The sequence below is a fragment of the Paenibacillus sp. FSL F4-0100 genome (genome assembly GCF_037993005.1).
Lineage (GTDB): Bacteria > Bacillota > Bacilli > Paenibacillales > Paenibacillaceae > Paenibacillus_AQ.
In genome coordinates this window covers 6,057,593-6,077,577 of sequence record NZ_CP150303.1, presented here as the reverse complement: position 1 = coordinate 6,077,577, position 19,985 = coordinate 6,057,593, and the positions used below count along the sequence as shown (strand labels likewise).

The window sequence follows — 19,985 nt, the reverse complement described above, 5'->3', positions numbered from 1 at the left end:
GATGTCTATATACTTATACTTTAAAGCGGTACATAAACATCATGCTACAGGGAAATGGTTCTGACAAAGGGAGGATTACATTGAAAGCATCTATTAAAGTAGGGATCGTAGGTTATGGAAACTTGGGCAAAGGCGTACAGAAAGCAATCGGGCAAAATCCGGATCTGGAGCTGGTAGCCATCTTCACGCGCAGAGACCCGCAGCAAATGCCGTCCAATTCCGGTGCTCGCTTCGAGCATATATCAGCGGCAGAGCAATACATCGGCAAGATTGACGTTATGATTCTGTGCGGCGGTTCGGCTACGGATTTGCCTGAGCAAACGCCACAGCTTGCCAGCATGTTCAATACGGTAGACAGCTTTGACACACACGCGAAAATCCCTGAGTTTTTCGAGGAAGTCAACAAAGCAGCGATGGGCGGAGGCCGTGTCAGTGTCATTTCGACGGGCTGGGATCCGGGCTTGTTCTCCATGAATCGTCTGCTTGCCGAAGCGATTTTGCCGGAAGGAAAAGATTATACCTTCTGGGGCAAAGGCGTGAGCCAGGGCCACTCGGATGCCATCCGTCGTGTTCCCGGGGTGAAGGCAGGCGTTCAATATACGGTTCCAGTAGAAGAGGTTATCAACCAAATCCGTGCTGGTGAAACACCGGAGCTCGCCACGCGCGAGAAGCACCGGAGAGATTGCTTCATCGTAGCGGAAGAAGGTGCGGACCAAGAGCAGATCCGTCAAACGATTGTGTCGATGCCTAACTATTTTGCCGATTACGATACAACCGTAACTTTCATTACGCAAGAAGAGCTTGAGGCTGAGCATGCAGGCATGCCTCATGGCGGATTTGTCATTCGCAGCGGCGTAACCGGAAGCGGAAATAAACAAATTGTTGAATTTGGCCTGAAGCTTGACAGCAACCCGGAATTTACGGCCAGTGTGCTGGTGTCTTATGCAAGAGCTGCCCATCGTTTGAGCAGAGAGGGACAGAAAGGCGCTAAGACGGTGTTTGATATCCCGCTGGGATACTTATCTCCAAAATCGGCCGAAGAGCTCCGTAGCGAGCTTCTATAAGCTGTAAGAAGCCCTACCGCATATGCGGTAGGGCTTCTTTTTGTTTCTTATTTATACGATACCTTGTGCGATCATGGCATCAGCGACTTTAATAAATCCTGCGATGTTGGCACCAGCCACAAGATTGCCAGCTACGCCATACTCCTCTGCAGCTTCTACGGCACTGCTGTAGATGTTTTTCATGATCTGATGCAGCTTCGCATCCACTTCTTCAAAGGTCCAAGACATTCTCATGCTGTTCTGGCTCATCTCCAGCGCGGATACGGCAACCCCGCCTGCATTGGCGGCTTTAGCCGGTCCGAACAGCACGCCGCTGTTGATGAACTGCTCAATCGCTTCCAGCGTGGAAGGCATATTGGCTCCCTCACCGATAGCTTTTACACCATTCATGATGAGTGTTTTCGCTGCTTCTTCATCCAGCTCATTCTGCGTGGCGCAAGGAAGTGCGATATCGCATGGAATGGTCCAGATGCCCGTGCAGCCTTCGGTATATTCGGCATGCGGGTGAATCTTGACGTATTCGCTGATCCGCAGGCGATCCCGTTCCTTCAGCAGCTTCACGGTTTCGAGGTTAATTCCGTCCGGATCGTACAGGTACCCATTGGAATCACTGCAGGCGATGACGTGTGCACCGAGCTGCTGTGCTTTTTCAATCGCGTAGATGGAGACGTTGCCCGAGCCGGACACCACGACGCGGCTGTCTTTGAAGCTAAGGCCTTGCGAAGCCAGCATCTCCTGTACGAAGTAGACGCAGCCGTAGCCGGTTGCTTCCGTACGTGCCAGGCTTCCGCCATAGATGACGCCTTTGCCTGTCAGAACGCCGGCCTCATGTCCGCCGCGGATCCGCTTGTATTGGCCGAACATATAACCGATCTCGCGAGCGCCGACACCGATATCGCCAGCAGGCACATCGGAATCAGGTCCGATATGACGGTAAAGCTCGGTCATGAAGCTCTGGGTAAAACGCATGACTTCCTGATCGGACTTGCCTTTCGGATCGAAATCCGAACCGCCCTTGCCGCCGCCGATGGGCTGGCCTGTGAGCGCATTTTTGAAGATTTGTTCAAAACCAAGGAATTTGACGATACCGGCATACACCGAAGGATGGAACCGGATGCCGCCTTTGTACGGACCCAGCGCGCTGTTAAATTGGACACGGAACCCGCGGTTTACTTGGGTTTTGCCTTGATCATCCACCCATGGAATACGGAAGGTGATCATTCGTTCAGGCTCCACAAGGCGTTCCAGAATACCGTATTCCCGATATTTCGGATGCTGGGCTAAAACAGGGACGAGGGAATCTACAAATTCACGGACGGCTTGATGAAACTCTTGCTCATGCGGATCTCGAGCCACCACTTGGTTATAGATGGATTCCACATAGTCTTTCGCGGCAGTAAGGGGTGAAGAAACAGAAATATTCGTAGTCACTTTTGCGATGCACTCCTTCAAATCGTTAAAGTAGAATTGCGTGATAAATCGTCTGTTTTGCGGGAAAGGTAGCCTGTCTCGGACAATTTGTACTAAAACATTAAAAGTTTGCACTCAGCATTTTTAAGTTAAAAAGAATTGTATAGAATCTTGCCTCGTATTACCAATAAAATGTTTTTTGCGAACTCATTAAATATTTCTATAAAGTTGTCATTTGGTGTAAGTTAATAAGCCATAACTCCGTGTTTCGTGTAGCTAAAATGCAAAAAATAATCCGAATTTGTCATGGGAAAATACAAATAAAAGGAACTTTGGCTTCAACTTTTTCGGTATGTTTAGCGTCTGAGGTTATGGAAGACTTGGAATCTTATTACAGGAGCTGAGGGCATGAAAAGGTTATCGGCAGCGATGTTTATTATGGCAATAAGTACCTTGACGGCATGTGCGGATCCGGAGATGGAGCAGGTCGAAGCCCCACCCGTTTCGGACGTGAAGCCGGCGCCTGATATAAAGGATGAGCAGCCTTTGGTGGTCCAGGATGTGGCTGCTTTACAGGAAGGGACCTTCTCTTTTGCCGACGAGACGGGGCATAGGCTGTTGGTAGACCCGGATGCGGCTATTCAGGATGAGCAAGCCTCGCTGATTGCCGTGGGACAGGGAGGCGTGGTGCTTCCGGTTCAATATGCCGGCTCGCAGCCAGCGACGGAGGAAGATAACGGCAGGCAAACCGCACCGAATTTCAGCCATCAGGCTGGACAATTGTATGAGGTGAGCGAAGGGGCCGCAGAACCGAATGCCACCTATTTTATCATCCCTAAGCGCCATCTTCCTACGGATGCCTTAATGACTATTCAACCAGCAAATCCGGAGGAGATCAATGAACAGGAGCTGCAGGACATCAAGAACAGCAAGGGGAGAGAAGTAGACAAGGCATGGCCCATTGTTCAACTTCCTGATGGGGAGTCCCTCTATCTGGTGCAATTCGTCAGACAGGGTGATGATATGCTGGCAAGCCTGGCGCTGAAACGTGAGAGCGGCTGGTTATATTATGATTATCCGGCGAAGTTTGATCTGAGCTCTACATGGAGAGTGGATGATCAAGGCGAGGTGCGGCCGGAGATGTTCTCATTTCTCTTTGCGGCAAAATCGGAGCTTGGCTTTGTGTTGGGCGTCCAATGGATGGGCTCGGAAGGAGAGAATGTTTCGCTTCTATCCGTGTCGGATGATGCCATTACAGATCTCGGGCTGGCGTATGGAAGATATATGTCTCCCTAATAAACCGAAGATGAAGCTGAGTATGATGAAAAAAAGATAAAAAAGATCGAAACCTGCCCAAACGGCTGTTTCGATCTTTTTTCGTATAAAAGGATAAGTCCGCTCTTATTTTGAAATATCAATAAATCCTTCGCCAAACACGTCGCGTACGTCATGGATCGTGACAAAAGCGTTTTTGTCTTCGGCCCGGACGATTTTTTTGAGCATGGAGACTTCCTGTTTACTGATGACGATGTAGAGCACATCTTTGGTCTGACCGGTGTAATATCCATAACCCCGGAGCACGGTTACCCCGCGGTCCATAATCTCCGTAACCCGAATCGCGATGCGGTCATGATGAGTCGAGATGATGGTAACGGCCTTTTTAGGATTCAAGCCTTCAATAATGAACTCCATCGCCTTAGTACCGATATAGAGGATGACCACGGTGAACATCACCTTCTCGATCCCGATCACAAAGACGGACAGTCCGGCCACGATCAGGTCAAAGAACAGCAGGGCATAACTGATATTCCAATCCCAATATTTATTAGCCAGGCGGGCCAATATCACCGTACCCGCCGTTGTGCCACCCACCCGGACGATGAGTCCAATCCCGACTCCGGCAAACAGTCCGGCAAATATGGCATTGATCACCGGCTCATCCGAAGCGATGCTCCAGTTCTCCGTCAAATGAAGGAACAGAGAGTGAAAGGCAACAACGATAATGGTATAGACCGTCGTTTTTTTATCCAGAAGCTTGTAGCCGATAATCAGCAAAATCCCGTTAATCACAATGCCGACCAGCGCCGGGGACCATTTCAGCACATAAAACAGAATGATCGAGATCCCGGTAACTCCGCCTTCGCCAAAATCGTTGGGAATGACGAATAAATTGACGGCCAGCGCAAAAATAAATGCCCCGATGAGCAGCATGATCATATCAAACGCTCTTTTTTTCATACGATATACCTCCATGACTTTCAACAAGCTCACAAAAAAAGCGACTAAAGGAAAAAATCATCCTTTAATCGCTTTATGCAAACACAGGTTGCGCAGCTCTTTTGATATTCTCATTATAATAATCATTACATGGAATGTAAATGATTTTTAATTCACTGAGCGTAGGCGGCGACGCAAATGCCTACATTCTAGCCCCCCGTGCAGGCGGGGCATCTTTTATGGGGTTTATCAAGAGGAAGGCGAGAATAGGAGCGCAACATTTCGAAATGTGGCCTGTGATAAAACTAAAAGTGAAAGAAAAAGAGGAGATGATGAGAACATGAATACATTGACGGGAAAAGTTGCTTTGGTTACGGGCTCCAGCCGAGGCATTGGACGTGCCATCGCGATACGATTGGCAAAGGAAGGAGCGTTGGTAGCCGTTCATTATGGCAAGAACCATGAAGCCGCGGAAGAGGTCGTGAGCGAGATAACCCAGGCCGGAGGTGAAGCTTTCTTGGTAGGGGCGGATCTTACTTCCATGGATGGAATAAGTACCCTGTACGGGTCGCTGGATGAGACGTTAAAAGCACGAACCGGTAATACGCAATTCGATATTCTGGTCAACAATGCAGGGATCGGCTTAGTGGAAACCATCGAGGAGACCACGGAGGAAAGTTTTGATGAAGTGATGCGAATGAACGTGAAGTCGCCATTCTTCATGATTCAGCAGGCTCTCCCACGCCTTCGAGACAATGGCCGCATTATCAATTTATCTTCTGCGGTAACCCGAATCTCCTTGCCCAATATTCCTGCGTATACGATGACGAAGGGGGCCATCAATTCGCTGACCCTCTCCCTGTCGAGCCAGCTAGGTTCCTGCGGAATCACGATCAATGCGATACAGCCTGGATTCGTTGCTACTGACATGAATGCCGCCATGCTTCAGGACCCGGCCTCGTTCCAATTCGGGGCCGGCTATTCGATCTTCGGAAGATGGGGTGAGCCTGGGGATATCGCAGATATTGCAGCATTTCTGGCTTCTCCGGACAGCCGCTGGATCACCGGTCAATGCATCGATGCCAGTGGAGGATCCCATCTGTAATGACTGCTCCCTCTTTCGGATATTTCCATTATAATGATTGGAGAAGATCCAAGACAGGAAGTACCAGGATGGAGGAAGGCCAAGATGTGGAATATCAATTTTGAGCACCCGTATGACAAACGTTCCGGCGCGACCGGTGAACAAATGGCTCGTTTTGTTAAGGAGTGGAATACGGAGCTGTCTACGCAAGAAATGGATGAAATCAAGGGAAGACAAGTGAATCCTTTTCACAAAACGTCTCCCTTTTACGATCAATATACGCCGCTCGATCCTGCAGGCTGGAAGCTGCCCCAGAGGAATTTCCCCGCAAGCTATTTGGACTTATTGAAGTATTCCAACGGCGGGGAATTTCAACAGGGAGAACGTCTTTTTCAGTTCTTTAGCACGGATGACCTGAGGGAGATGAACCTGGCTTACGAGCTGCCTGAGTATATGCCGAAGGCGGTGTCGTTTGCGATGGATGGAAGCGGAAACCATTATATGTTCGATATGAGGGAAGAGCCGGTAAACGGAGAATATCCGATTTTGTTTGCGCATTCCGGCAGCTTGGGCTATGAGGACTGCGAGCGGGTTGCGGATTCTTTACCCGCGTTATGCACGGAGACATGGGAGCTTTATTAAGCCTGACATAACATAAGAGCCCACGCGTGATGCGTGGGCTTTTGCGTGTAGCGGATGAGGAATGGCATTGTCCCATGTAACGATGATGATTAGGCCAGAACTTCGACAGTAAACCCGCCCGGGGCTTTAATGTAAAATGTCCATCCGTGGGCTCTTTGTGGCGGCTCGACATCGAACCCATCATCCTTTAGACGCTGATAGAGTTCATTTACCTTCGCTTCGCTTTCCTGAATAAAGCCAATATGAAACGTCTTGGGGTAGTTAACCTCGGTCCCCCGCATTAAGGTCAGCACCATCCCTTGATCGTCAAACAGCGCTGCAAACGATTGGCCGCGCTCTCCTCCGATTTTGAGTCCGAAATAGGTTTGCAAAAATTCCTTTGCCGCAGTTACATCAGTGACAGTGAGATTAAGATGGTTCAGTATCATATCGTGCACACTTCCTTTCTGTGGAATGAGTGATTCTTAATTTAAGCGTAGCACATTTAAGCAAGTGGAGAGCTTATGCAGGTTTAGGGCAGGCATGGTCGGCGAAACCCGTCACACAAGTCGAATGTTTTAGATAGGGCTTCGCCATGATTGCTTGGAAGGAGGGAGCGTATGAAATGGATTTAACGTAACAGATGGAGCAAGCATCTGGTATAATAACATCACATTAATTGATAATGATTATCATAATCAAGGAGGGCGTTCCGTGTCACTACCTTCAACGAATAAACTACCCCCTCATTTTTTTCACGTGCCGATTCGTTTAATGGGATTGGATGAAGAGATTCCGAGCGCCAGCGGGAATCATCAAGAGCAGAGCTATTGCATCATGATCATCCAGGAGGGAGAGGGCCTGCTGCATGTGGATGAGCGATCCTATCCGGTTTTCAGAGGAAGCGTATTTGGTTCCGGCAGCCTAACGGAACTCAAGCTGGAATCCATGAGATTAACGCCTTTACGGGGGCTTTACATGGAATATCGATGCTTATGTGTAGATGACAGCGCATCTTACGGACTTGAATGTAATGTTCCGATTCATGACATTCCGTCCGAGATTTTACGGATGGCCGGAGAACTTGAGAGCATCTGGGGAGGTGCGAATCACGGGGAGCCTTTTCAACTGCAGCATCTGTTCATTAAACTGCTGCAAGAGATCCATGCGGAGACGATATCCAGATCACCTTCACAGCAACGATCTTGGGTGGAACAAGCCCAGCAGTATATGGAAGAGAACTACTATAAAGATCTGACAAGAGAGCAGATGGCTGCTAGGGCGGGTGTTAGTCCGGAGCATTTCTCGCGCAAGTTTCGCAAGCATACCGGACGTACCTTTAATGAATACTTGACCCTGTTTCGAATACGTAAAACACAAGAACGACTGTTGACCGGGTCGCAAGATTTAAATACGCTGGCGCAGGAAGTAGGGTATAAGGAGGGCTTGTACCTCAGCCGTAAATTCAAGGAAGCCGTAGGCATGTCTCCTACGGCTTATAAATGTAAACCAAAGCGAATCGCCGCATTGAACCTAAACCATACGGCATCCTTGTTGGCGCTTGGGGTTACGCCTGAGATGGGGGTGTATACCCCTTGGCTTCAGCAGACTCCATACAGCAATCATCTGAGTGCAGACCATCGTTTCGACCCGTATGCTCTCGCATTCGATCATTATTATGAGACGATAGCTTCATCCAATCCGGATCTGATTATCAGCTACGATTCGGCAATTGAGAACAAGGCGCTGCTCGCTTTGGCGCCTGTCCTGGATCTGCCGTTCAAGACGATGAGCTGGCGCGAGCAATTCCGCGTCATCGCTTCCGCTATAGATAAAGATGCGGAAGCGGAGGAATGGCTGTCGCGTTACAACGAACGGGTCGATCACTCGAATGAGGTACTCAATGGAGTGCTTGGTAAGCGGGGAAGCGCCGTCGTCTGGGAATTTTGCGCGGATACAGCCTATTGCTTCAGCGGCAGTTTTGGCAGAGGGAGCCAGATTCTATACGACGATATTGGATTTCATCCGCCTGCCGGGCTGGTGGATGAAGGGCTCCATCGCCGCGGATATGTGGAAGCGGCAATCGGCAAGGTCGCTTCTTACGCGGCCGATCATATATTCATAACGTCATTACCTAACCATCCTCACGGTCTGGAGCGCGTCAAAGCATTGTTTAGATCACCGGATTGGCGGCATTTGGATGCGGTACGGCATAATCGAGTCTATGTTCTGAATCAACCGGAATTATTCTTCGGATATGATCCTATCTCCTCACAAGCACAGCTGCGCGAATTAATGAAAGTGCTGACAGGACATCATAACTTTGCATGAGTAGACATCATTTTAAGGCATAGCCATTGGAGGGGACAGGAGGTAATGTTTTATATGAGAATGATTATCGTTATCGATATATAAGGGGGATATAAAGTGTTTTCTTTTCGTAGTTTAAGCAGAAGGCGTGTAGCTCTTGTTACCGCAGTGCTCTTTCTGGCATTTATGCTCAGTGCCTGTGGAGCAGGAGAGACAAGTAAGGGAAATAACACGGAGACCGTATTGACCGCAGCTAATGATTCATCGCAAGCGCTGGATACGAATTCGGCGGAAGAATCCAAAGTGAAAACCGTTTCTACCGTCAATGGCGATATCGAAGTTCCGGTGAGTCCGAAGCGCATCGTCGCAGAAGAATATTTGGGCAGCCTGATTGCGCTTGATGTCATTCCGGTTGGAGCGCCGGGGCTTACCATCCAAAATTATTATTTTAAAGAATCCTTAAAAGGAATCGAGGATATCGGGGATTACGGAAAACCGTCGGTCGAGAAAGTCATGGCTTTAAACCCGGATCTCATCATTACCGGCAATGGGGAAACAACCTATGAGCAGCTAAGCAAAATCGCACCCACTATCGTCATTCCATATGGAGATTTAAAGAATGCTCATGAAGAGTTGACTTATTTCGGCGAGTTATTTGGTAAGGAAGAGGAAGCCAAAACCTGGCTGGAGGAGTATGATCGGCGCATTGCGGCAGCCAAAGCTAAAGTCGATGCAGCGATTCCGGCGGATGCGACCTTTAGCATTATGGAAGACGGCGAGAAGACAACCTGGGTGTACGGTGATAATTTCGGCCGTGGCGGTCAGCCTGTCTATCAGGCATTGGGAAGAAAGCCTCCGAGCGGGGTGGTTGCGGAAATATTAGAGAAGCAATGGGCTGAGTTAACGGCTGAAATGATAGGAAAATACGCGGGCGATTACATTATTATGACGTCTAATACGCGTACGATCGAAGATTTCCGAGCGGATCCGATTTGGGGCAGTCTCCCTGCGGTCAAGAAGGGGAACATGTATGTATGGCCCGAGGAGCGTTCCTGGTATTACGATCCGCTTGCCGTTCTTGCCCAGACGGAAGAATTGGCAGAATGGCTCTCCAAGAAGAATTGATACATAAAAGGTGCTCGTCAGAGTCTTGTCATTATACAGGGCGATGGTAGGGCACCCTTTTTTGATCGTGATGCAAGTACGAGTAATCAAATCCTCAAAAAAATAAAACCTCCTCTCATTTTTCTGTTCTTGCTGCCCCTGACCCAAAGTGTAAGGCCTCCCGTGGGAGGAGAATCAAGAGAGAATTTTGCCTGCGATTCTGCTATAATACTCGGTAGATATAACCCCCTTATCCAGAAAAAAAGGTGACTTTTCATGCTTTCATTTACTAGACTAACGAAATGCAAACCCCCGATCCCGTAATTTCTTTGCCAGCCAACTAGAGATTTTTTGAAATGATAAGGGGGATGTTAGCTGTGCAAAGAAAAATCTCAAATCCATCCATATGGTTATTAATTATCCTTGTGGGTTTCCCACAAATTAGTGAAACGATATATACACCTTCATTACCGGACATTGCCCATCAATTGGGAGCAAGCAACAATGCTATCCAACTAACGCTCAGCATTTACTTCTTAGGCTTTGCCTTCGGAGTGTTTTGCTGGGGAAGGCTTTCGGATTCCATCGGACGTCGTCCTGCTATGCTTTGGGGCATCCTGGTTTATGGATTAGGCAGCTTGGGCTGCTATCTATCCGGTTCGGCCGAATGGTTATTGGTGAGCCGATTCATTCAGGCTTTTGGTGCCAGCACCGGCTCGGTCGTCACCCAAACCATTTTGCGTGAAAGTATCGATGGAGCCAAGCGTCATGCGGTGTTTGCCCAGATTTCGGCAGCGCTTGCGTTTACACCCGCTATTGGGCCGCTCATTGGCGGATGGGTGGATCAATCTCTTGGTTTCAGAGCAGTGTTCTTGACGTTGGTTTTGATGAGCGCCGCCATTTTGTTGTATACCTGGACTTCTCTGCCTGAAACCAGGGTAAAGGCTGTCTCGAAGATTAACACCCTCTCCGTGGGCAAGCGCCTGGTCTCTGACCCCAGAATATGGGGATTCGGTTTTCTCATTGGAGCCACCAACGGCATATTGTTCAGTTACTATGCGGAGGCCCCGTTTATTTTTATTGAATTTTTTCAGATGAGCCCCGGCGGCTTTGGTTTCTTCGGTATCTTTGTTGCGATGTCATCCATCTTAGGTGCGATGCTGTCGAAGAAACTGCTGACCAGGCTTCAGGCTGAGCGCATTATCGTGATCGGCACAATCATTACGATGCTGGGGGCTCTTTGCCTTACCGTTCTTGCTGTTATCGGAATTAACGCCACTATAATGGATATGGTGTTAATGGTAGCGTGTATTTTTATTCTGCTGCTTGGCATCGGAATGGCGATTCCGAATTGCCTTAGTCTGGCGCTGAACCAATATGGAGATGTGCTCGGAACGGCAGGAGCGATCTTCGGATTGGGTTACTACATTGTTGTCAGCCTGATTACGAGCGGCATGAGTCTTCTTCACAATGGCTCGTTAATCGTGATGCCCTTGTATTTTCTTGGTCTTGCCGTAGTCATGGTCTGCGTGAGCAAGAAGCTTGCTGGATATGCGCGGAGGTAGTTTGACATCTTGTTTAAGTTTCATATAGGATTGAAAAGAAGCTGTCCCCTTTCTTGCAGGAGGGGCAGCTTCTTCTTGTTCCACTGGATTAATAGAGCGGCGGTGGTTCGCCTATCAATAAAAGATTCCCCGCTGTAGTGGAATATTTATCCATGGTTTGGTACCATTTTAACTAGATTTACGAGGAGGGGTTCCGAATGAAAGAGCTGGGAATCGACAACCCGGACTTGGAAAATGAGATTGTAGCGACCGTTGAGTCGGGGAATGAGCTTGAAGAGGAGTGGAAGTTGGACGAGGCTCTTACATATTATGAGAAAGCGTGGTCCATGCTGCCTGAGCCCAAGTTAAGCTGGGAGATTGCGAGTTGGATCGCATCTTGTTGTTCCAGTGTTTACTTTGCGAGGGGAGAGTTCGAGCAAGCCAAACCCTGGAGCGAAATTTCATTGCAAACCAGAGGCTCCAGTATCGACACCGGACCGCTCATTGATCTCGGCATGGTCTGTTTGGAACTGAAGCAGCATGATGAGGCCTTCCAATATTTTGACCGAGCCTATCAATACGGGAAGAATAGGGCTTTCCAGGGAAGACCGAAGAAATATCTTGATTATTATCTGGGTCGAATCAAAGGGTAGAACGTGGATGCGGGACAGACTTCGAATTCAGAGCGTTTATCTGGCTGGAAAATCAGCGGATAAGGCGAATTATCTGCCGGATTTTATTCGTGTCCTGGAGGACGAAGAAGTACGTGTGCAGCATACCGCACTACAGGCACTGAGGGAGGTCACCGATCCCGGATTGCTGGAAATCTATGAACGGCTGCTGCGCCAGCATAAGACTAACAAGGATTACATCCGCTCCAATATCAAGGCGCGGCTTGAGGAATTCGCTTTAACCTCATTAGAGCAGATCAATAAAGAGATTCCGGCAGACTGGACGCATGTGCGGGGCATGTTGAAGAAGATTGTGGTTCCTTCATGATGGCCGGAGACTAGAATCGACCTGTTCATATACAATTCCCATATCATTTTCAAAGAACGGAGGCGAGCGGTATGAGCGAACCGTGGACAGCATCGATGAGCGGGGTTCCCTGGAGCACGGACAAGATGGACAGTGCCGTTAAACAGCTGAGGCACCGTGCAACCATTGGTTTTGTTGTTGGGGCAGACAAAGCAGAAGATCTGCTGAAGCTGGATGAACAGGTGTTCTCCAAGCGTCCGGACTTGATATTGCATATCTATCATGCAGAGGCGAAAGGTCGTTATACGGAGGAATTTTTGGAGACACTTTCAGGATTAAAGTTTGTTGCTGCTTTGCACCTGGATCTCAAACAGCAACAGGATTTGAATAGGCTGGCTGCAATGGATCGAATGGAATTTCTAAAGATACGCTCGCCCAAAACGCAAAATCTCGACTTTATCCGGAATTACAAGTTTTTAAAATACCTTGAGCTTAGTGGCAAATTTGATGATCTATCGGCGATAGCGGACTGCATTCGGCTGGATACGCTGGTCCTGAACTGCCCGATCGACCAGCTGGATTTTGTCGTGGATTTGCCGCTGATGAAGTATCTGGCCATAGACAGCTGTACTTTGAACGGTTCGCTGGAAGTGCTGGCTAGCTCCAATATAAGTATGCTGAGGCTCTCTGCCGTCCGAAATCTGACGAATATCGATGCCCTGGCGGTATTGGATCATTTGGTTTTCCTTCACTTGTCGCTGCCGAAAGTCGAGCGCCTGTGCGATTTCTCGCATATGCGAAATCTCCGGCAGCTTGAGCTGGATTACATGAAATCCTTGCAGGAGATCGGGAACTTATGGACCGCGGACCGGTTGGAGGTTCTGATGTTAAAGGAGATTCCTACAAGGATCAAGGCGGAAGCCTTGGACGGCTTGGCGGATATGGATTGCCTGCGGCAGGTAGACTTCCGGTTTATCGATACCGGAAAAGGCCGCATTGCCGCCATGCGCAAGCGAATGGTTGAAGCGGGCAAAGAGCATCTTCTCTATGAGAATATCGACGAGGAGAAGCGGATGCAATCGATGGCTCTTGAGCATCTATCAGGGAGACTGATGTAAGAGTGCAGATGCTATAAAATCGGCAAAAAGCCCGCTATGGTAGCGGGATTTTTGCCGATTTTAATCTTTTTACACGTCCCAGTCCACCGGGTTCCCCACATAACAAATCCAATCGCTCGGGCTGCCGGCGTACAGCTATCATATGGTATAGTTAGATATTCGTATCCATTAGCGCCGGAATATTGATTTCTTTGACACAGGCTGCTTTAGATAAGCTGACCACACATTTTACTAAGGAAACTATATCTTGGAGCGGAATACGTGTCTCATTATAGGCAGAAAGGGCACGCTCAACCCCTTCTGCATACGGAATTTCAGCAGCCAATTCACCAGGATTAATACATGTCACAGCAATACCATCTTCTCTCGTGTGCTCTCTAAGAGCCTCTGTAATTCCTCGAATAGCGAATTTTGAGGCAACAAAAGAAACTTGACTGCTGTTTGCATTATTCAGGCCTGCTGTCGAACCAATAAGAATCATTTTTCCTGCATTAGATTTACGAAGATGAGGCAATAACGCTTGAATGCATACAATGGCAGCAGTAATATTCACTTGTATAAGATTAATGATGTCAGCAGGCTCATCGTGATCGAAGGTATAATGATCCTCAAAACCTTCTTTTTCCCAAATTCCTACATTATATATGAGAACATCCAATGTTTCGTTCTGCAGCTTATCCTTAATCAGTGTCGATGAATGGAGCTCAGACAAATCCGCTGGTATCCATTCCCGTTCAATGCCATCCTCTAAATCTAAACTTTCAGGCCTGCTGCGAGCAACCACCCAAACTTTATCACCTTGCTGAGCCACACCCCTAACAAATGCATCTCCCAATCCCTTACTAGCACCAAATACAATATATGTTTTCATCTACATTCTCCTTATTACATTTCCCAAGGCATACAACCTTAGTGGCGATGTAATATCATTCATATCTGTCTTAGCTCCTACTCCTCCCCGATTGCCACCGGATTGTCGCTGTACGAAATCCAGTCGCTCCAGCTGCCCGCGTACAGCTTCACGTTGCCGTAACCTGCTTCTTCCAGGGCAAGCACGTTCGGACAAGCGGTGACGCCGGAGCCGCAGTATACGATAATCTCGGCATCTTGCGGGACATCGGTAAAATGCTCGCGAAGCGCGCCAGCATCCTTCCAATGTCCAGAGGTGTCCAGGACCCCCTTCCAGAAGTAGTTCACCGCCCCCGGAATATGTCCGGCCTTGGTGTCCAAAGGCTCTTCAACTCCGGCATATCTACGTGGTTCGCGTGAATCGATGAGCGTTTTGTTACCATGTTGCGAAGCCTTGCGTACCTCATCTACGAGGACCAGTTTATCGGGCTTAAGCTTGATTTCATATGGTACCGGAATCACGATCGGCTGTTCCTCCGTTACCGGATAAGAGGCATTCTTCCAAGCTGTAAAACCTTCATCCATCACATAAGCCTGTTCATGCCCGGTGTATTTCAACAGCCACCATAGACGGCTGGCCATGGCTCCGCCCTGGTCGTCATAGATGACGACGCGGCTGCTCTCCTGAATACCGGACTGGCCGAGACGCTGTGCAAGCTGATCCAGGTCCGGTAGAGGATGGCGTCCGCCATGTTGGGTGATAGGAGAGGAGAGGTCCTTCTCCAAGTCAAGGTAAACGGCACGCGGAATATGCGATTCCTCGTAAGCGGCTCGGCCGCTTTCCGGCTTGCCGAGGGCAAAACGGCAGTCAACGATGACCAGATCCGGTTCATAGAGTCTGGCCAGCAGCCATTTCATTGTCACGATATTGTTCATATACCAGGACACCGCCTTCTATTAAGAAATAATGAGATTAAGTAACCGAATTATATCATATTGCTGCTTCCGATTACGTATATAACTAAAAAGTCGACCTGTCTCATAGAAGGATGAGATCAGGTCGACGATATGAGAATGAATGATGGCAAGAATCAGGATAAACGCTTTATTTCTTGATAGCTTGAAGCAGCATGGACGTGTAGGCCTCGGCACCTTCCGGCTCCAGATGGACGCCGTCAGACCGGAAGTATTCCGGATGATCCTTACTGGCTGAATACCAATCCACCAACGTAACCTTCGGGTTCTGGGCAGCCGCTTTTGCCAGCATGCCGTTTACGTTCTGTTCCCAATCACGTGGAACCCGTGTGTTGATAAGCAGAATTTGCTTAGCTGAATCCAGCGGACGCAGAAGAGAATCCAGATCCTTTTTCGAGAAAGCGCCGTTGGTTCCCAGCCCGATGACGATAATGCCGCCATCTATCCGGTTCTGGGCTTTCATAACGGGAATCAGGTCATCGGCCTGACGCATTTGGCGGCCTATCACCGCATCGATGTGAATGCCAGGCAGCGATTTTTCCAGATAAGGGGAGACCCCGAGCATGACCGAATCCCCAATGGCCGTGATGGCGGACTTGGATACCGGAGGATTTTGAGGCTTACTCGTTGGCTTCGTAGGATTGCTCTTTCCGCCTGTCGTTTTGCCTGCCGAGTCCTTGGATTGAACTGGCTTATCAGCCTTATCCTCACCAGGTTTATCAGCTTTATCTTCATTCGGTTGATCCGGGATTGTTTTCCCGGAATCAGCCTTATCGGAGCTTCCGTTCCCTGTGTCGGTTGGCTCATCTTTGTTGTCAACGTCATTTCCAACAGGATGGTCTGGCTCTTCGTTCCCGCCAGCATCGTCATTGCCAGACCCTGTTGCTCCATCCGGAATCGGTTGATCCGCTTCTTCATCGGAGTTTGGCTTCTTCACAACACCAGGCTGCTTCGCGTCGGTAGGAGGCGGGGGTACTTTCCCGTTCGTGTCTGAAGGAAGCGGCGTTTGTGTTTGCGGAGGCTCCATCGCTTCGGGCTCTCCACCTTGCATCTGGTCCGGTTCTTCCGGGGCAGGATCATCGATGTTTAGCATGGCAGCGATATCACCTACCGTTCTCGCAGAGGATACACTGCTCATCATCCCCGAGCAAAAAACGCCGATTAGAATTAGCGAGCTTATCGACACGACCCAGCCTCTTAACGAAATCGAAGTTGAACGGCGCCGAATGGATCGGGCCTTAAACCATAATTTCTTCAGTCCGCCATGTCGTATCGGTTCTTCAACATACTTCCAGGATAGGGCGGCCAACAGAACGCTTGCCGCGATTTGCAGTGCAATCTGAGGCAAACTCAGATCGCCTGCACCGGATGCAGGTGAGGTCAGGATCATCACCGGGTAATGCCATAAATAAATCCCATAGGATCGAACGCCGATCCATAACAGGGGCTTCCAGCTTAACAAGCGGCTGATCGAAGCTCCTGGGTGCGCCAACACCGCAACGAGGACGGCGGCGGCAAGAGAGAAGAGAAACATGCCTCCTTGATACAGGAACGAATCGTAACGGTCCACCTGCCACATCATGGAGAGTATGATAAGCATTGCCGCGGCGCCTGTCACATTGAGTCTGCGCCGGGTAGCCCTTGAAACAGGGGTGGACAGCTTCCAACTGGGCCATACGACAGCCAGCCCAGCTCCAATGAGCAGACCAAACGCTCGGGTATCCGTTCCATAATAGACCCGGCTAGGATCATCTCCCGGCTGATAGATCACCGCCATGGCCAAAGCCGAAATCGCGGCTCCGGCAGCAATGAAAGTGAACAGCTGTCCCCTGCGGGGGAATAGCTTGAGAACCGCTAACATGATCAAAGGCCACAGTAAGTAAAACTGCTCTTCCACGGCAAGCGACCAGAAATGCCCCAGTGGAGAAGGTGGGCCAAATGATTCGAAATAAGATTGCTGCTGAAAAATAAACTGCCAGTTGCTTATGTATGTAACGGCGCCGAGCACCTCACTCCGGAGCGTAGCCAGTCGCGATCGGTCAAACAGCGTAACCCATACCACAAGGATGAACAGCATGAGCAGCATGGCCGGCAGGAGCCGCCGGAACCTTCGTATCCAGAAATCTTTCAGATCGATCCGGCGCTGGTGATGCCATTGCGATGCGAGAATATCCGTAATGAGATACCCGGACAGTACGAAGAATAAACTTACTCCGAGAAAACCACCGCCTGCAAAACCAAAACTCCAGTGGTATCCCATCACTCCGATCAAGGCGAGGGCTCTAAGCCCATCGAGACCGGGCATGTAGCGTGAACGTGGCTTATCTGATGCTGGCACGGGAGATCGCTCCTTTCGAAGGATCTGCGCTTATGCCGCCCTGTAACAGCCGCTGCGATAATATGTAGGACATATTCTCAAACGTCTGGGTGCTGAATAGTGAATGTGTCATTTGGAACATGGTAAACCTTCCCTTTCCTTTATAGGAGGATATCTTAAATTAAGGAGACGCATATCGAATCCTGTAATATCCTGCAACAAGATGTCATAGCTAATACTACCATCCTTGGAAAAACAGAAGGTGACAAAAAAATGAACCTACGGCTACATTGTGATGTCAATAATAAGACAGATTTTTCATTTGAAATGACAAGCCTTTATGTTTGGTATATCCATGCTTCGGTAACGGTCTGTTAACTGTATCGCCGCAGGCCATAAGAAAGAGGAGGTCCCAGCCTCCTCCAATATCCGGATGATTAAATATCCATGATTTTCCTTTTAACAATATAGTATATGGATTAGATGGCGGCTCCTTGCCGTTTACGAAAAAAGGTTTTGAGCGCCTCGTAGACTTCCCCTTTGTCTTTAATGACATGGTACATGAATTGGTCCAGCTTGATATTCTTATAGGCCGACATCAGTGTGCTGCTGCGATTGTATTGATTGACCTCACCGTAACCGAACATGTTGCTTACCTTCAGCAGCTCGCCGATGAGTTTGACGCAGCGTTCATTATCGGACGTGAGATTATCGCCGTCGGAGAAGTGGAAGGGATAAATGTTGTATTGGGAAGGGGGATAACGGTGATGGATAATATCAAGCGCCTTCTGATAAGCGGATGAACATATGGTTCCGCCGCTTTCACCTCGCGTGAAGAACTCTTCCTCGGTCACTTCTTTTGCTTCGGTATGGTGGGCGATAAACACGATTTCTACTTTCTCGTACTGTTTGCGGAGGAAACGGGTCATCCAGAAGAAAAAGCTGCGCGCGCAGTATTTCTCAAAGGAGCCCATGGACCCGGACGTATCCATCATGGCGATAATAACCGCATTGGACTCCGGAATGACGGTATCGTCCCAAGTCTTGTAACGCAGGTCGTCCGGACTGATGCCGTGGATGCCGGGTTTGCCGTCTCTGGCATTGCGGCGCAGATTCTCCAGGATGGTGCGCTTCTTGTCAATGTTGGACATAATGCCCTTTTTGCGGATGTCGTTGAAAACGATGGATTCTGTTTCGATCTGCTCTTTATCCTTAGGCTGCAGCAGCGGGAGCTCCAGTTCCTCAAACAGCATATTCTCCAGTTCTTCCAGGCTGACCTCGGTTTCCACGATGTCCTGCCCTGCCTGATCGCCGGCCGATTCCCCCTTACCGGGCTGGGCTGACGAAGGGTCGCGTCCCAGGACGTCCCCAACCTGACTGTCACCGTCGCCCTGACCGACATGCTTTTGCTTTTGGTAGTTATAGATGAAACGGTATTCGTCAAGGCTCCGGATCGGAACTTTAATGATCTGCTTTCCGTCGGACAGAATAATGTTTTCCTCGGTAATAAGGTCGGGCAGGTTGCGTTTGATGACTTCACGGATTTTATGCTGATGACGTACCTGATCCTGGTAGCCTTTGCGGTGCAGCGACCAGTCTTCACGAGATACGACAAACGACAGAGCGTCTTCATTTTGCATGGACAGTCACCTCCCAAGTGTAGCCTTGACTCGGTTGCCGTCTTTTCGGCTGTAGTAATTCATTATATTCGGGAGAAAGAGCGATATGTGAGTAATGAATCCGGGTTTGTCATGAAAAAGACACTTAACCTAAAGATGAATTAGGCAAGTGTCTCGAAGTGGTGCTCCTTAAGCACTTAATACGAATAGGAAAAGGGCTCCGATGGTGATAATGACTACGCCGTTCACAATGGTAGCAATGACGGCAACGACACGCTTGCGCGTTTTGGAGAAGCAGCCTACAATGCCAAGCACCAAGCCGACGATATTAATGACCATGACGAGGATGAACACGGCCGCCAGCGTGGTCATCGCTTCCAGCGTTTCCTGAGTCGGTTCAAGGATCGGTCCATTCTCCGTCATGTAAGGCTCAATCATCGTTGTGCCGAGTGCGCCGAGTAGAATATACCCGAGCAGCGTCACGATCGACAGTATGAATGAGGCGATGCCGAAGCGAGAGTTTTTTCTGTCCTCGGGTGGAATAAATGTGGTTTTAGGTCGTTTGGGTGAACCTTGGTCCTCGGATGGGGAGGAAGGTGATTGTTGATCCATGTGTTTAATCGCTCCTAACTTAAGAATTCATTCTCTAATAGGTACATGTGGGTTTTCAATAAAAAGACATCCTTATTAATCTTTCACAAAATGGCCCTGAAATCAAGTCCAAAGCGCTTGCATGCCGGTGGAAAAGCTTCTTCGAATCCGTTAAACTTAATTT

The 19,985-nt window shown here is 49.0% G+C and carries 18 protein-coding genes; 10 read left to right on the top strand and 8 right to left on the bottom strand.

Features of this window, described 5'->3' with window-relative positions:
• Positions 1-80: 80 nt before the first annotated feature.
• Positions 81-1,064: a diaminopimelate dehydrogenase gene (locus MHH48_RS27490; protein ID WP_076324394.1), complete on the top strand. Its 984-nt coding sequence runs from the start codon at positions 81-83 to the stop codon at positions 1,062-1,064.
• Positions 1,065-1,115: 51 nt separating this feature from the next.
• Here the strand turns inward: MHH48_RS27490 and gdhA are convergent, their stop codons facing one another.
• A complete protein-coding gene (gene gdhA / locus MHH48_RS27485) occupies positions 1,116-2,495 on the bottom strand; it encodes an NADP-specific glutamate dehydrogenase (RefSeq protein ID WP_076324393.1) in 1,380 nt (459 codons plus the stop codon).
• A 387-nt stretch (positions 2,496-2,882) separates the two neighbouring features.
• Between gdhA and MHH48_RS27480 the strand changes: the two genes are divergently transcribed.
• Positions 2,883-3,770 (top strand): hypothetical protein, encoded by an 888-nt coding sequence (locus MHH48_RS27480; protein ID WP_076324392.1) that lies wholly within the window; start codon positions 2,883-2,885, stop codon positions 3,768-3,770.
• 105 nt (positions 3,771-3,875) lie between these two features.
• Here the strand turns inward: MHH48_RS27480 and MHH48_RS27475 are convergent, their stop codons facing one another.
• Positions 3,876-4,712 (bottom strand): YitT family protein, encoded by an 837-nt coding sequence (locus MHH48_RS27475; RefSeq protein ID WP_076324391.1) that lies wholly within the window; start codon positions 4,710-4,712, stop codon positions 3,876-3,878.
• Between the two features lie 319 nt (positions 4,713-5,031).
• On the opposite strand from MHH48_RS27475, the gene MHH48_RS27470 reads away from it, so the two are divergent.
• Together MHH48_RS27470 and MHH48_RS27465 are read left to right on the top strand one after the other, a co-directional pair.
• Positions 5,032-5,796 (top strand): SDR family oxidoreductase, encoded by a 765-nt coding sequence (locus MHH48_RS27470; RefSeq protein WP_076324390.1) that lies wholly within the window; start codon positions 5,032-5,034, stop codon positions 5,794-5,796.
• An 84-nt stretch (positions 5,797-5,880) separates the two neighbouring features.
• A complete protein-coding gene (locus MHH48_RS27465; RefSeq protein WP_076324389.1) occupies positions 5,881-6,417 on the top strand; it encodes an SMI1/KNR4 family protein in 537 nt (178 codons plus the stop codon).
• A gap of 89 nt (positions 6,418-6,506) precedes the next feature.
• Here the strand turns inward: MHH48_RS27465 and MHH48_RS27460 are convergent, their stop codons facing one another.
• The gene (locus MHH48_RS27460; protein ID WP_076324388.1) at positions 6,507-6,845 is read right to left on the bottom strand and encodes a VOC family protein; all 339 of its coding nucleotides are present in this window, start codon (positions 6,843-6,845) and stop codon (positions 6,507-6,509) included.
• A 265-nt stretch (positions 6,846-7,110) separates the two neighbouring features.
• Between MHH48_RS27460 and MHH48_RS27455 the strand changes: the two genes are divergently transcribed.
• The 6 genes from MHH48_RS27455 to MHH48_RS27430 all read left to right on the top strand — a co-directional run bounded on the left by MHH48_RS27455 (position 7,111) and on the right by MHH48_RS27430 (position 13,450).
• Entirely contained in the window at positions 7,111-8,727 is a 1,617-nt protein-coding gene (locus tag MHH48_RS27455; protein ID WP_256720698.1) for a helix-turn-helix domain-containing protein, read from the top strand.
• Between the two features lie 96 nt (positions 8,728-8,823).
• Positions 8,824-9,831 carry an ABC transporter substrate-binding protein gene (locus tag MHH48_RS27450; RefSeq protein WP_076324387.1) on the top strand — a complete coding sequence of 336 codons (1,008 nt, stop codon included), beginning with the start codon at positions 8,824-8,826 and terminating at the stop codon, positions 9,829-9,831.
• A 356-nt stretch (positions 9,832-10,187) separates the two neighbouring features.
• A complete protein-coding gene (locus MHH48_RS27445) occupies positions 10,188-11,375 on the top strand; it encodes a multidrug effflux MFS transporter (protein ID WP_076324386.1) in 1,188 nt (395 codons plus the stop codon).
• Positions 11,376-11,572: 197 nt separating this feature from the next.
• Positions 11,573-12,007, top strand: a complete 435-nt coding sequence (locus MHH48_RS27440; RefSeq protein WP_076324385.1) for a tetratricopeptide repeat protein — start codon at positions 11,573-11,575, stop codon at positions 12,005-12,007.
• Positions 12,008-12,014: 7 nt separating this feature from the next.
• Positions 12,015-12,353: a hypothetical protein gene (locus tag MHH48_RS27435; protein ID WP_076324384.1), complete on the top strand. Its 339-nt coding sequence runs from the start codon at positions 12,015-12,017 to the stop codon at positions 12,351-12,353.
• A 71-nt stretch (positions 12,354-12,424) separates the two neighbouring features.
• Complete coding sequence (locus MHH48_RS27430; RefSeq protein ID WP_076324383.1) at positions 12,425-13,450, top strand: hypothetical protein; 1,026 nt, start codon at positions 12,425-12,427, stop codon at positions 13,448-13,450.
• Between the two features lie 151 nt (positions 13,451-13,601).
• Here the strand turns inward: MHH48_RS27430 and MHH48_RS27425 are convergent, their stop codons facing one another.
• The 5 genes from MHH48_RS27425 to MHH48_RS27405 all read right to left on the bottom strand — a co-directional run bounded on the left by MHH48_RS27425 (position 13,602) and on the right by MHH48_RS27405 (position 19,822).
• Complete coding sequence (locus MHH48_RS27425) at positions 13,602-14,321, bottom strand: SDR family NAD(P)-dependent oxidoreductase (RefSeq protein ID WP_076324382.1); 720 nt, start codon at positions 14,319-14,321, stop codon at positions 13,602-13,604.
• A 77-nt stretch (positions 14,322-14,398) separates the two neighbouring features.
• Entirely contained in the window at positions 14,399-15,235 is an 837-nt protein-coding gene (locus MHH48_RS27420; RefSeq protein WP_076324381.1) for a sulfurtransferase, read from the bottom strand.
• Positions 15,236-15,404: 169 nt separating this feature from the next.
• Positions 15,405-17,612, bottom strand: a complete 2,208-nt coding sequence (locus MHH48_RS27415; protein WP_076324380.1) for an acyltransferase family protein — start codon at positions 17,610-17,612, stop codon at positions 15,405-15,407.
• 458 nt (positions 17,613-18,070) lie between these two features.
• Complete coding sequence (gene yhbH / locus MHH48_RS27410) at positions 18,071-19,231, bottom strand: sporulation protein YhbH (RefSeq protein ID WP_076324379.1); 1,161 nt, start codon at positions 19,229-19,231, stop codon at positions 18,071-18,073.
• Positions 19,232-19,399: 168 nt separating this feature from the next.
• Positions 19,400-19,822 (bottom strand): hypothetical protein, encoded by a 423-nt coding sequence (locus MHH48_RS27405; RefSeq protein WP_076324378.1) that lies wholly within the window; start codon positions 19,820-19,822, stop codon positions 19,400-19,402.
• Positions 19,823-19,985 lie beyond the last annotated feature (163 nt).